The sequence below is a fragment of the Vibrio sp. 10N.222.52.B7 genome (genome assembly GCF_041474275.1).
Lineage (GTDB): Bacteria > Pseudomonadota > Gammaproteobacteria > Enterobacterales > Vibrionaceae > Vibrio > Vibrio crassostreae_C.
Genome location: NZ_JBFRTU010000023.1, coordinates 1 through 14,460, shown reverse-complemented (window position 1 = coordinate 14,460; position 14,460 = coordinate 1). Strand labels below are relative to the sequence as shown.

Here is a 14,460-nt window from a genome sequence, read left to right as displayed (position 1 = left end):
GTCCTATTTACTTGTGTCTAACTGGCTAGTTGGAGCACTAAGCGCCTGTAATTGGATATTTTGTAGTACTGAATCCAGCTCTTGTTGGCTGGTGATGCCCACGCCTACCTGTGAAACTGCTAGAGCAGATAGGGCGGTTGCGAATTTAATAAGTTCTGGTTTTGGCATCTGTTGCATTTGACCCCAACATAGACCAGCAACCAATGTGTCACCTGCGCCTACCGTGCTTACTACTTGCATGCGCGGTGGTTGAGCATGTAACCATTCACCTTGGTTAAGCCACATCACGCCTTCAGCGCCAAGTGATACCACGATATTCTCGATGCCTTTTTCACTTAGGGCTTGGCCCGCGTGTTGGCATTGGTCACGAGTTGTCAGCTCTGCATTGAACAGCTGAGACAGCTCTTCATCGTTTGGTTTGATTAACCATGGTTGTGCATTGATACCGGCTTTAAGTGCGTCACGGCTGCTATCAAATAGCACCTTCTTACCTAAATCGTGTAAGCGTTGAACCCAAGAAGCGCAAAGCTCAGGAGAGATACCTTGTGGCAAGCTGCCTGCAATGACGAAATAATCGTGCGTTTCAGCAAGTTCTAATAGGGTTTCTTCGAACGCTTTAATCGCGTCAGCATCAACAGGAACACCTGGGAAGTTGATGTCGCTTACTTGGCCTGAATTCTCTACCAATTTCACGTTAATGCGAGTTGCGCCATCAACACGGATGAAGCGGTCAGTTGCACCCATCTCTTCAAACAGTTGGCAGAACGCTTCTTCGTTATTGCGACCAAGGAAACCTGTTACGGTCACTTTCGCGCCAAGCTCTGAAAGAACTTTTGCGACGTTTACGCCTTTGCCCGCTGCATGCAGAGAGCCTTTGTTTACTAGGCTAACTGAACCTACATTTAGTGCGTCGATAGCGCCTGTCAGGTCTAGAGCAGGGTTAAGCGTTACGGTAACGGCTTTGATTTGTTTATCAGACATATCGACTCCTTAACCTTCGCCAAGGCCTGAAGCGATAGCTTTACCAATCGATTCAAGTGCTTGTGCTGCATCGTCACCTTCAGCAACAAACTGAAGCTGGTGGCCGTGTTTAACGCCAAGTGCGATGACTTTCATCAAGCTCTTCGCGTTCACTTCTTTTCCGTCGCCATCTAGGTTTGAAACGCGGATTGTTGATTCGAATTTCTTCGCTTCAGCAACCAACATTGCACCTGGACGAGCGTGTAGGCCGTGTGCGTTTTTGATTTTGAAGACTGCGCAGTTGTCATCGTCTTGAGACGCTGTAGAAACCGCTTCACCTTTTAGAAGGCCAATCACTTGCGCCGCGTCAGCGGCTAACAGTTGTTGCTGTTTACCTTCAAAAACCATCTTGCTTAGGTTTGCCAGAATAGATTGGTGCGCGCTGTTACAAGCGGCGAATGCTACCAATGCTTTAACTGGTGTGCCTTCGTATTCACAATGGTTCGCTGTTGAAACGAAAGATACGCCAGTGCGAGTTACACCTTTGTCGCTGCCCAACAACCACAGGCCTTGGCCTAGGTGAGTTGGTGTTTTCGTTACTAGGTCAGCAACGAATGCGTTGTCTGTGCAACCTGTGTTCTTAAGTAGACCGCCCGCAACTGCAGACATTTGAATCATGTCGCTTGCAGGGAACAGTAGCTGAACTAAAGAAGCGTCTAGGTCGGCTTCAAGCTGAACTTCGCCGTTAAGTAGAGCGATGATTTCGTCTTCTGATTTCGCTTGCTTTAATTTCTCTTCAACACCGTCAGCTGCCAGAACTTTGGTCAGTTGCTTAAGGATGCCTAAGTGCTCGTCAGATTTAGCTGCAATACCAATTGCTACGTAAACACGGTTGCCGTCTGCCCAATCAATACCTTCAGGGAAGTGGTGTACCGCAACGCCTGTCTCTTTCACTAGGCCACGAGTATCCGTCGTTCCGTGAGGAATCGCGATGCCGTTACCTAGGAACGTAGAGTTCTGGTTTTCACGGTTCAGCATTCCTTCAACGTAACCAGAGTCAACTAAACCTTTAGCTGTCAGGTCGCCAGCAATGTTTTGGATTGCTTTGAATTTGTCTTCGGCAGTTTGGCCTAGAGTGATGTCAGATTTTGATAATTTAAGCATGGTGCCTCTTTAGCGTATCGCTTGAGAATTTGTGTATCGCTACGATTCAGTCTAGAGCAATATTTGCCCGCTGCTTTATGCTTGCTGAATCGGTTCAGCATTCAGTGTAAAAAAATTCAGCAAAGCCGATTTTGGTTTTCAAAATAGTTTTGCTGCGTGTCGTAATTCCAGTTTCGTTAACAACAAGAAGCTGAATCACGACAAATGACGCTCAATCCATTCAAAAGGATGATTGAAGTCACTTTTCAGATTTTGCTGAATCCTTTCAGCTTTTATACTGAATCGATTCAGCATATAATTCAACTAATCCAAGGATCAGAAGATTGGTTATATGATCCTACGCACAAAATACAGGTCACCCATATGACACTAGATGAGATTGCCAAACTAGCCGGTGTATCGAAAACGACAGCCAGTTATGTGATCAATGGCAAGGCGCAGAAATACAGAATCAGTGAAAAGACACAGCAGAAAGTGATGGCAGTGGTGGAAGAGTATAACTACCGACCAGACCATGCTGCTTCCTCGCTGCGCGCTGGTAATAGCCGTTCATTTGGTTTGATTATTCCTGATCTGGAAAACAGCAGTTACGCGCGTTTAGCAAAATTGATAGAGCAGAACTCACGTAAAGTGGGCTATCAGATTTTGATTGGTTGCTCAGATGATGACGCTGAAACCGAGCGAAAGGTCGCTGAAGCCTTGGTAAGCCGTCGTATTGATGCCTTGCTGGTGGCGAGCTCAATGCCAGACGCCAATGAGTTCTACTTGAAGTTGCAAAACTCAGGCACACCCGTTATTGCGATTGACCGTCCTTTAGATGATGAGCACTTTGCCTGTGTGATCAGTGAAGATTTCGAAGCTGCATTTGAACTGACGCATTCGATTCTTGATGACAGTATTCATAGTGTTGGTTTGATTGGTGCACTGCCTGATCTGAACATTTCACGTGAACGTCAGTTGGGTTTTGAAGCGGCGAATAAAGCACATACTCAACAAACAGGGTTAACCGAAAACAAGCCGATGGTTGTCGGTTATGGCGAGCACTTTGATAGAGAATCAGGGCGTGAGATTTTTGAGAGTTGGATTGCCAAAGGCACAGTGCCCGATGCCATTGTCACTATGTCTTATACCTTACTAGAAGGTGTGTTGGATGTGATGGTTGAAAAGCCAGAACTGATCAGCCAAGTAAAGCTGGCAACCTTTGGTGATAATCGACTGCTCGACTTCTTGCCTTTTAAAGTCCATTCACTGCCTCAGCAGTTTGAAGTAATTGCCGACAGCGCTTTTGCTTTGGCGCTGAATGCATCGGCTAAGCGTTACCAAGCTGGCATTGAACTCGTGCCAAGAAGCTTAGTGAAACGAGGCTAAACGCGGTTATATTAGGCTAATTCGTAAACGTATCTAGCTTGGGTTTAACAATAACCCCAGTTCTACGACCGCAACAATGCCGAGCAACAAAGCCAACACTTTCCAAAACTGGATCGGGTTTCGGTTTATCAAAGGTTGCTTGGCTTTGCTTTTCACCAAGCTTTGGTTTGGTGTGTAAAGGTCAGCGACAAAATCCCCCAACACTTGATGACGTTCGCTTGGTGATTCCGCGCAGGCTTTTTGTAATACCAAATCCACCCAGCTTGGTAAGTCAGCTCGTTTCTGTGTGATGGGTTGGTATTCCCATTGATGGTGGCGAGATTGCTTAAGCGATTGTGCGGTCATTTCAGAGTAGGGTAATTCACCGGTTAGCATCTCATAGCCGATTACAGCGATAGAGAACAGATCAGAGCTGGTGGTCGCGCTGTTGTGCTTGATGGTCTCTGGCGCTATGTAATTGACCGCGCCTAATGGTGTGTCGTCCTTGTCAGTGAGCTCTCCCTCTTCAAGGCCTCTCACTAATACCGCACCAAGGTCGATGATTTTAACCTCACCATCACGTTGAATCATGATGTTCTCGGGCTTTAAGTCTCGGTGCACCATGTCTGCACGTTGTAATACTCGAATGCCTTGAGTGATCTTTTCTAATATGTCGCGCACTTCATTGAGTGACGGTTTTGGATTGTCGTACATCCATTGTCTTAGCGTGATACCTTCTACCCATTCGCAGATTTGATATAAAAATTGCGAGTTCTCTGGCGTCGGGTAAACCTTCATTACTCTCTTGTTTTTTAACAAGATCCCCGCCCATTGTTCATTAAAGAAAGCTCTGAGTTGCGAAGGGCTATCGTGATATTGAACGGAAGGGACTTTCAGCACGAACTCGGTTTGTGTCTCTTTCTGCATCACACGATACACATGGCTTCTTGACCCTGCATACAACACCTCAAGTACCATGAAGTTGTCGATACTTTGCCCGAGCTTTAAAGCGGGTGGGATTGCCCGTTTAGCCAGCTTCTCATGGAATTCAATCAGCGAAGGTTTAGGCAGATGGCTGACTTGCACAATCAAGCAGCTCACGTTGTCTGAGCTATTGTGGCTTAAAGCCGTGTTACAGATGGTTTGTGCCGCGTATTCGAAATCCGCTCCGGGTTTGTCGATGTGTTCCTTGAAGGTGTTGGGAGAGACAAACTCGTGCACGCCATCAGATGTCAGGATAAAGCAGTCGTTTTTCTTTATAGGTAGGGTTTGATAGTCAACGTTGAGTTGGTTGTCCATGCCTAAGGCGCGTGTTAGATAATGCTTCTGTCCCATATTTTTACGCGTGTGGTCGCGGGTCAGTTGGCGTAATTCTCCATCTCTTAGTAAGTAGATACGGCTGTCGCCCACGTGGAAGATATGCGCGGTGTTTGATTTGAGTATCACGCTGCTGAACGTCGAAACGAGGGCATTGTGGTTCACTTGTTGTGCGGGATGAATATTAGAAACAGACGTGTTGAAGAGCCAAGAATTGAGGGACGTTAAGACCTTTTGCGCCGAACGTTGGATGCTCCAGCTTTGGGGAGTTGCGTAATAGTCGTCGATAAACTGCATCACGCTGGTGTGACTGGCTTTCTGGCCGTGTTCACTGCAACTTGCGCCGTCTGCTATGCAGGCAACACTGCCTTTCAACTCTTGCTCTGCGCGAGTTTTTGGGTGTTTTACAATGATGGCATCTTGGTTTTCATCTCGTACGCCTTGATTCGAATAACCACCAAACTTAAGCGTTAACTGGTTGTTGGATTCTGGCGTGATGACTTGCCCTTGGCTGAATGAAATTGTCATAACTGGTCTTCTTCTTAACTGCTCTTCTTCCCGCTTCCTTGACAGAACATCCTAGGAAGAACAAAAGCCCTAGTGAACTTAGAGCCTTTGAACGAAGCACCTAGCATTGATGTATCCGCTAAGGTGCTTCTCCCGATTCAATAATATCAATGCTTCATAGTACAGACCTAGCTTGAAACATTAATCAGCGTGACACTGCCATCGTCGTTTACTTCGGCGATTTGACCGTTAGGCTCTTCCATGAACAGTAGAGTCACAAAGCCAAGTACCGCTGTTGCAGCAATCACTAAGAAGAAGGTTTGGTAGCTCACGAATGACAACACAGTTAGGTAAACTACTGCACCCACGTTACCGTAAGCGCCCGTCATACCTGCAATTTGACCTGTCATACGACGCTTGATTAGAGGAACCGTTGCGAATACCGCACCTTCACCCGCTTGCACGAAGAAAGAACACGCCATCGCCGCAACAACCGCTAGCCATACCGGCCATGTGCTGTCGACTTGACCCATTGCAAAGTAACCCACAGCAAGACCAATCGTTAGAATAAGCAGTGTTGGTTTACGACCGAATTTATCTGAAATCCAACCACCACCTGGGCGAGACATTAGGTTCATAAAGGCATAAGCCGATGCAACCATACCTGCAAGAACCGGTGTTAATTCAAAGGTTTCAGAGAAGAACAGTGGCAGCATAGAAACCACAGCCAGTTCAGAACCAAATGTTGCGAAGTACAATACGTTAAGTACCGCAACTTGCTTGAATTTGTACTGGTGAATCTCTGGTACTTCTTCTTTGAATACGTTCTTATTTACTTTCCAAACTTGCGACACTTCGTATACGTAAAGTGCTGCTAAACCTGCATACACAGAGTAAACCGCCATGTCAGACAACATGTTGATGTTGCTTGGTGAAAGCTTCCAAGTCAGTAGCGCTAAAGCGGCATACATAGGGATCTTCATAATAAGTAGGAAGAAAAAGTCACCCTTTGATGTCACTTCCATTGCTGTTACTTGAGCAGGCTTGAAGTAAGTTGAACCTTTTGGTGTATCTGACACGTTTTTGTAGAAGATAAACGAGAACGCTAAGCTCATTACGCCAGTAATACCGACCGCATAACGCCAGCCGTCTTCACCACCAAACGCTAGAGCGAGAGTTGGAAGCGTGAACGCTGCTGCTGCTGAACCGAAGTTACCCCAACCGCCGTAAATACCTTCTGCTGTACCCAGTTCGTTGTGTGGGAACCATTCAGACACAAGACGAATACCGACAACGAAACCTGCACCAATGAAGCCCAGTAGGAAACGAGCGATTGCCGCTTGAATGAAAGAGTCTGCCAGTGCAAACATAAAACAAGGGATAGAACAGACCGCGAGTAGCGAAGAGTAGACCAACCTTGGGCCGTATCTATCGGTTAGCATGCCTATTGCGACACGCGCCGGAATGGTTAATGCAACGTTGAGGATCAGGAGGGTTTTGATCTCTTCAGTAGAAAGACCAAGTGTGGTTTTTACCATTTGCAGTAGTGGGGCAAAGTTGAACCACACAACAAAGGTAATGAAAAAGGCCATCCAGCTTAGGTGTAAGACCTTCATCTTACCCGTAAATGAAAGCAGCGAAAATTTAGTGTTATCCATGGTTTAAATCCTTTAAATCTGGAAAATTACCTGGTTTGTGCATCTGCGTTACTTCCGAACTTCGAACGCTTTTAATGTGCATAAACCCTGTGCCGACATTGTGCACGCCAATAAGCGTTTGCATGATGGTGTCGGCGGTTTAGTTAACTGGCGATAGCAAGTGGTGCGAGAACTTGAACTTGTTCTCCTTGCTTGCGAACTTCAAATTTCACGAGCTTGAGCTCAGGCTGTTCAAGACATTCGCCAGTTTCTAAGTGGTAATGCTGCTTGTATAAGGGTGAGGCCACGTAAGGTTCTCCGCTTAATGAACCAATTATACCACGTGACATCACATTCGCCTTGCCGATAGGGTCGTAATTAGAGAGCCCATAAAGCGTGTCGCTGCGCTTGCAGTAAAAAATAGCCACTTGGTTATCGTCTACTTTGGCGCAAATTCCCCCGTTTGGGGTTAGATCGCTGGTGCTGCATACGGTTGTCCAATTTTCCATGACTTTCTCCTAGTCTAAAATTGAGTTTTTATTTTTTTATTGATGAACCTGATGAAATTTATGAAACCTCAGTCACTTCGATTTGGTCTGCTTTAGCGAGCTTTTCATCGCGTTTTGAATTTGAAGCATCACTCAAGCTCGGCTTAGGAAAACGCTGCCCTCGCTCTTTGATGAAAGAGAGGCTAGTGTCCATTTCTTCACTGTTGATGTAGTGCTGGAAGCGCTTCATCTTCTCAGGGTTTTCAATGGTGGTTTTCCATTCACACTGGTACTTCTCGATGTTGAGTGCGATGTCCGCTTCGAGTTCTTCAGCTACGTTGAGCTTGTCTTCAATCACGACTTGCTTGAGGTATTCAATGCCGCCTTCGAGGTTCTCCATCCATACCGATGTACGCTGTAAGCGGTCTGCGGTACGTGTGTAGAACATCAAAACGCGGTCGATGTATTTAAGGAGTGTGGTTTCGTCTAAATCAGTGGCGAATAGGTCTGCATGACGAGGACGCATACCGCCGTTACCACAGATGTAGAGGTTCCAACCTTTGTCGGTGGCGATAACACCAATGTCTTTCGATTGGGCTTCTGCACATTCACGAGTACAGCCAGAAACCGCAAACTTGATCTTGTGTGGTGAACGCAGGCCTTTGTAGCGGTTCTCAAGACGAATCGCTAAGCCAACACTGTCGTCGACGCCGTATCGACACCAAGTGCTACCGACACAAGATTTCACGGTACGAACCGATTTACCGTAGGCGTGGCCCGTTTCAAAACCTGCATCAATCAGCTTTTTCCAGATGATAGGCAGTTCGTTAAGCTGTGCGCCAAACAAGTCGACACGCTGACCGCCCGTGATTTTGGTGTACAGGTCGAACTCTTTAGCGACTTCGCCTAAAACAATCAATTTATCTGGAGTGATTTCACCGCCAGCAATACGCGGAACTACCGAGTAAGTGCCGTCTTTTTGCATGTTGCCAAGGTAGATGTCATTGGTGTCTTGCAGCTCGATATGTTGATCTTCCAGGATGTAATCGTTCCAGTACGAAGCCAGAATCGAACCGACAGCCGGTTTACACACAGTACAGCCCAATCCGTTGCCGTGAGAATCTAACAGCTCGTCGAAGGTCTTGATTTTGTTGACGCGAATGATGTCGGTAAGCTCTTGGCGAGAATAAGCAAAGTGCTCACAGATATCGTTAGAGACTTCCACACCTAGGTTACTTAGCTCGCTATCGAGAACCTGTTTAGCAAGGGCAGAACAACCGCCACAACCTGTTGAAGCATTCGTGGTTTCTTTCAATGCAGCCATCGTGGTGCAGCCTGCTGAAACGGCCTCTTTAATATCGCCTTTGGTCACATCAAAACATGAACAGATCACAGCGCTATCAGGCAGAGCTTCAACACCCATTGCCGAACCTGAATCATCGGCCACGTTAGGTAAAATTAGCACTGATGGGTTTTCAGGAAGGGGCATATCATTTTGCTTGATTTGCAGTAGCGAACCGTAGGCTTCTGCATCACCGACCAATACTGCGCCGACAATCTTTGTGCCGTCAGCCGAAATGATCAGGCGCTTATAAACTTGTTCTATTTCATCGTTGTAGGTATACGATTGAGCACCTTCTGTCTTGCCGTGCACTTCACCAATACTGGCAACATCGACGCCAAGCAGTTTGAGCTTGGTGCTCATGTCGGCGCCAGTGAACGCAGCGTCGTCAGTACCGTCAGAGACAATATGCGAAGCCGCGACTTTCGCCATGGAATAACCGGGCGCCACTAAGCCGAAGATCTTGTTATCCCAAAGGGCACATTCACCAATCGCGTAGACGTTTTCGATATTGGTTTGGCAGTGGTTGTTGATGACAATACCGCCGCGCTCGCCAATTTCGACATCAGAGCTTCTTGCTAACTCATCTTGAGGGCGAATACCCGCAGAGAATACGATCATATCGGTTTCTAAATGGGTGCCATCGGCGAAGTTCATGCGGTAGCGAGCATTTTCGCCATCGACTATTTCAGAGGTCGCTTTCTCGGTATGAACTTGCACACCAAGGTCTTCAATTTTTCTGCGCAGTAGGGCACCGCCACCATCATCTAATTGAACCGCCATTAGGCGAGGCGCAAATTCAACCACATGGGTTTCTAAGCCAAGGTTTTTGACTGCGTTTGCGGCCTCTAAGCCAAGCAGACCACCACCAATCACCACGCCAGATTTGCTACCTTTGCTTGATAGTTCAATTGCGTCTAAGTCTTCAATAGTCCGATAAACGTGACAGTGTTCTTGATCGTTACCGGGAATAGGGGGAACAAAAGGGAAAGAGCCCGTCGCCAAGATTAGCTTGTCGTAACTTTCGACGTGACCACTTTCAGTGATGACTTGTTGATTGGCAGTGTCTAGCTTGGCAACCTTCTGGTTCAACAAGTAGTTCACGCCGTTGCTTTGGTAATACTCTTCACTGGTCAATGACAGGTCATCAGCACTTTTACCATTAAAGTAAGCCGTCAGCTGAACACGGTCGTACGCTAACCTTGGCTCTTCACTAAAAGTAATCACATCAAATTCATCACTGTCTGATTGCAGGATGTTGTCGATAAATTTGTGTCCAACCATGCCGTTACCAACAACGACGATTTTCTTCTTGCTCATAATCCATTCCTTATTCTCGGCATTATCATCACTAGCATCTAATTTCTAGTCGTTAGCAGATGAATACCGGGTTGAGATTCCACTCAATTCATAATCATCAAGAAAAACAAAAATGTTTTTTCTAAGTCTTGGTTTTTAGTGGAGCAAGGAGGATGCCAGATTACGGTTCGTTCATTTAAATAAGAATTAACTTATAATTTTCAGTGGTTTAAAAGATAGAGGTAGCACGCAATTACCCCTAAAGTGGTATGTAAAATTTTTGTTAGATTTATATAAATGAGCGTTTGTGGTGCAACTTTCAGCAAGATGGTGCAAAAATTAAGTTTCTATCTTGGTTAAGTTCTAATTGGTTCATTACTGATATTTGTGTTTTTATTAAGTTGTTGTTTTTAGATGAAATTATTTGCTATTCATCAGCTGCTATTAAGTGGCGTGTTATTTGCTTATTTTTAGTTATTACAATTATGGATAATTGAGTGAGAAACGGATGACCGATTCAAACAGCGGCTGGATAAAATCGACCTGTGCTTATTGTGGTGTAGGGTGTGGAATAGAAGCGAGACCGACATCGTTAGGAAAACTAGAAGTGCGTGGTGATAAAGATCATCCATCAAACTATGGAAAGCTATGCACTAAAGGGATAGCGCTCGGCGACACCGTCACGCCTTTAGGTCGTCTTACACAGCCTGCTCATATTCAGAATGAGCAAAAACAAGAGCTAGATTGGAACAGTGCCACTCAGTTGGTCGCAGACAAATTTAATCAAACCATCGAAGAATTTGGGGCCGATTCGGTTGCGTTCTATGTGTCTGGTCAGCTGCTTACCGAAGACTATTACGTTGCCAATAAACTGATGAAAGGCTTCATCGGCAGTGGCAACATTGACAGTAATTCTAGGCTATGTATGGCTTCAACCGTGGTCGGGCATAAGCGAGCATTTGGCGCAGACACAGTGCCGGTGTGCTATGAAGATCTCGAGCAAGCCGATCTAGTCGTGATTACAGGCTCTAACCTAGCATGGTGTCACCCGGTACTTTTCCAAAGATTAAGAGCCGCGAAACAAGCCAACCCCGCATTGAAAGTCATCGTCATCGACCCGCGTTATACCGACACCTGTGAAATTGCTGATATACACTTGGCATTGGAATCAGGCTCAGACGTCGCGTTGTTCAATGGTTTATTGGGTTACCTCGATGATAACGACAAGCTAGATACAGACTACATAGAAAACCACACTCAAGGCTTTACTGAATCGATTCGATCTGCGACTCAATATCGTTATACAGAGTCGGGCTGGGGCGACAAAAGCGTTCCTGAGCTCACAGGGTTAACAGAGCAGCAGCTAAAACAGTTCTACAGTTTGTTTGCATCGAACGAGAAGGTGCTGACCATTTACTCCCAAGGCGTGAACCAATCGACACAAGGGTGCGACAAGGTAAACGCCATTATTAACTGCCATTTAGCCACCGGGAAAATCGGTAAACCGGGCATGGGGCCATTTTCTGTAACGGGCCAGCCGAACGCGATGGGTGGGCGAGAAGTGGGCGGTTTAGCCAATACCTTAGCGGCGCACTTTGAATTTGGTGACCCGCAATCACACCAGACCGTCAGCGAGTTCTGGCAAACCGACAGCTTAGCCACACATGCGGGTTTAAAAGCGATTGACCTGTTTGATGCCATGAATGAAGGCAAAATCAAAGCCGTGTGGATCATGGCAACCAACCCAGTTGTGAGCCTGCCTGACAGCGAAAAAATCAAAGCCGCATTAGAGAAGTGCCCATTTGTGGTGGTATCTGACTGCATTGCCGATACGGAAACCACTCGCTTGGCTGATGTAGTGCTACCCGCGCAAGGGTGGAGCGAAAAGTCGGGCACCGTGACCAACTCTGAACGCCGAATCTCACGTCAACGCCGCGTGTTACCAAGCCCAGGGGAAGCCAAACCCGATTGGTGGATATTAAAAGAAGTCGCACAAAAAATGGGATTCAACGAGCAATTTGAGTTCCGCCACGAAGGTGAGATCTTCAAAGAGTATTGCGAGATGACAGCGCTCGGCAATGAAACGGGCAAAGCGCGTGATTTGTGCTTAATTGGATTAACCAAACTGGATGAAAAAGGCTATGGCGAACTCACTCCACAGCAATGGCCAGTGTTAGAGTATCAACCAGAGATCATTGAGCAACGCATGTTCACCAATGGCGAGTTCTTTACTGAATCAGGCAAAGCGCAGTTTATTGCAGTTGAGCACGACAAACCGATTGCCGATACCAGCCTTGAATTCCCGCTTATCATGAACACAGGTCGAATCAGAGACCAATGGCACACCATGAGCCGCACAGGTTTGGCGGCAGGCTTAGGTGAACACACCCCAGAACCGTTTGTCGCCATCCACCCAGATACCGTTTCAGAACTGAACTTGGATGAATTTGGGCTAGATGCTTTCAACCACGCGACTATTAACCCTGTGGTGAAAGTGCGCAGCGCACAAGGGGAGTGCCAAGCGCGCTTAGTGGTGACCAAAGAGATGCGCCGCGAACAAGTCTTCATGCCTATCCACTGGAACGCACCCACCGCCAAAGACAGCAAACCATGCGAACTAATCTTGCCTCATACCGATGCCGCATCAGGTCAGCCAGAATTCAAACACACACCTGTTGTCGTAGAGCCATGTGGTTATCGCAGTGAAGCCGCACTAGTCAGCGACAAAGTGATGGACTGCAGTGGCTTTGATTACTGGGTTCGCCAAAGAGTGGAGGGCGGTTTTCTGTATCGCATCTCATCATCTAAGAACCCTATGGAGCTGGTTATTCAGCTTGCTAATACCCTCGATGCCTTGCCAGAACCTGACGCAGAAGCGATTAAATCACTCCATTACCACGGCAATAAATCATTCAAGAACTACGGCTCTGCCAAGCTGGGTCAATCTGGTGTAAAGCAAGCCTTCGTGGTGAACAGTAAGCTAGACCATCAAAGCATCGACTGGCTGGTGGAGTGCCTAACAAGAGAAGCCGATGAAGAGTTCGAAGCCGAGTTTTTGAGTACTATGGCGAAGTAGTTACTTCCTCTTACTTATCCATGCCTACAGCGTAAACGCCGACAATCATGTCGGCGTTTTTGTTTGAGAATACAACTTCCAAGATAAAACCTTCATTGCCTGAACTGCGGCTTACTCACATATTGGGGAGTTTTCTGCATTTTGCCGAAACTATATGGAAAATTTCTGCTTTTCGTCATGTTTGATACGAAGGTAAGTAGGTAAGATCATGTTATTAAATGGGTTATTAGACTAAGTGCAGCGAGTCTTGGAAACTAGACAGAATTGTTTCAGGGACAAAATGCAGAATTATTCTGTCTAATATAGCTGTTAGGTATTTCGGAGAATTTATGGAAAATTTTTGGGTAAATCTGGTTCCAGATAGATTTCCAAGCTTTATTGGAACTATATCCCTCATTGTTGCTTTGATTTGTATGTTCCTGACTTTTAATGAAAAGAAGAGGTCTCATGCAACCAAGTTATTTGCAATAATGGTTGTTGTATCTTTGGCTTTTTTCTCTTCTCATTGGGCGACATATTTTGCGGCAATATTTATCGTTGCAACAGCTGTTACAGAGTTAGATTTTTTACAAAATCTGGCGGCAATCATAAGCAAAGATAAGAACTATTTCGATTATCGCAAAGAAGTGTTGTCTAAAGACCAAAATATTAAACGTAAAGCGGAAGAAGTTGTAGAAGAAGAATTTAAATCAAGCTTGAAAAAGAATCGAGCTATCAAAGATGGACACAACTTGTCGGTTAAAGTAAGCGAAATCAATGATCTTCCTAGAAGTACCATCATGCGCATGGCTTATGACATTGAGGACAAGGTTTTAGAAATATTAAGCCGACAATATCAGGGGTTAGAGCGAGGTGTTCGATTAAGCGGCAACAATACCAGTATTGAAGTTGACGGTTTGATTTTTGATAGCAATGGACCTAGAGAAGTATTTGAAATTAAATGGGCAAAAACTTCACGACATGTTCGTATGCTTGTTGTTAACCAAATTCGACGACTTGAAGATATTCAAGAAAGGTTCAAAACAATAACAGGAAGTACACCCGAATATACATTAGTTCTAGTTGTAAATGATAAAGACGATATTCAAGAAGAGAAATGGAGCTCAACATTGCTTAGGGCTAAAGAGGCAAATATGAATGTTCGTTTTATGTCTTTGGATGAGCTAGGTTATAATGTAAGTAAATGAAATACCTAACAATCTGTTTAAGAGTGATTCGCAACGCATGGCATTTTTACCGTGCGTTGAGTTTAGTGTTTAAGGTGGTATACGGTAGCTTCGGTATTGCGTTGCTCACACCTTAACAGGGCTACATGGATTCCCC

9 protein-coding genes are annotated in these 14,460 nt (G+C 45.8%); 3 read left to right on the top strand and 6 right to left on the bottom strand.

The genetic code is table 11. The features are described from left to right. Positions 1-3: 3 nt before the first annotated feature. Both pfkB and fruB read right to left on the bottom strand, forming a co-directional pair. Positions 4-981 carry a 1-phosphofructokinase gene (pfkB, locus tag AB4512_RS08980; protein WP_017060871.1) on the bottom strand — a complete coding sequence of 326 codons (978 nt, stop codon included), beginning with the start codon at positions 979-981 and terminating at the stop codon, positions 4-6. 9 nt (positions 982-990) lie between these two features. Continuing rightward, positions 991-2,124, bottom strand: a complete 1,134-nt coding sequence (gene fruB / locus AB4512_RS08975) for a fused PTS fructose transporter subunit IIA/HPr protein (protein WP_050712439.1) — start codon at positions 2,122-2,124, stop codon at positions 991-993. A 363-nt stretch (positions 2,125-2,487) separates the two neighbouring features. Here fruB and cra point away from each other — a divergent pair, with 363 nt between their 5' ends. Continuing rightward, complete coding sequence (gene cra / locus AB4512_RS08970; protein WP_372174778.1) at positions 2,488-3,492, top strand: catabolite repressor/activator; 1,005 nt, start codon at positions 2,488-2,490, stop codon at positions 3,490-3,492. 33 nt (positions 3,493-3,525) lie between these two features. On the opposite strand, the gene AB4512_RS08965 is transcribed toward cra, so the two are convergent. The 4 genes from AB4512_RS08965 to nirB form a co-directional block, all read right to left on the bottom strand. Beyond that, positions 3,526-5,316, bottom strand: coding sequence for a bifunctional protein-serine/threonine kinase/phosphatase (locus tag AB4512_RS08965; RefSeq protein ID WP_017067038.1), 1,791 nt, complete (start codon positions 5,314-5,316; stop codon positions 3,526-3,528). A 167-nt stretch (positions 5,317-5,483) separates the two neighbouring features. Continuing rightward, the gene (locus tag AB4512_RS08960) at positions 5,484-6,953 is read right to left on the bottom strand and encodes a NarK family nitrate/nitrite MFS transporter (protein WP_017060867.1); all 1,470 of its coding nucleotides are present in this window, start codon (positions 6,951-6,953) and stop codon (positions 5,484-5,486) included. A gap of 143 nt (positions 6,954-7,096) precedes the next feature. Beyond that, on the bottom strand, positions 7,097-7,441 hold the full coding sequence (gene nirD, locus AB4512_RS08955) for a nitrite reductase small subunit NirD (RefSeq protein WP_012600889.1): 345 nt from the start codon (positions 7,439-7,441) through the stop codon (positions 7,097-7,099). 58 nt (positions 7,442-7,499) lie between these two features. Further along, entirely contained in the window at positions 7,500-10,082 is a 2,583-nt protein-coding gene (gene nirB, locus AB4512_RS08950; RefSeq protein WP_372083771.1) for a nitrite reductase large subunit NirB, read from the bottom strand. Positions 10,083-10,554: 472 nt separating this feature from the next. Here nirB and AB4512_RS08945 point away from each other — a divergent pair, with 472 nt between their 5' ends. Both AB4512_RS08945 and AB4512_RS08940 read left to right on the top strand, forming a co-directional pair. Beyond that, positions 10,555-13,137: a molybdopterin oxidoreductase family protein gene (locus AB4512_RS08945; protein WP_372174777.1), complete on the top strand. Its 2,583-nt coding sequence runs from the start codon at positions 10,555-10,557 to the stop codon at positions 13,135-13,137. 329 nt (positions 13,138-13,466) lie between these two features. Continuing rightward, positions 13,467-14,324, top strand: a complete 858-nt coding sequence (locus tag AB4512_RS08940) for a hypothetical protein (RefSeq protein ID WP_372126055.1) — start codon at positions 13,467-13,469, stop codon at positions 14,322-14,324. Positions 14,325-14,460: the final 136 nt, after the last annotated feature.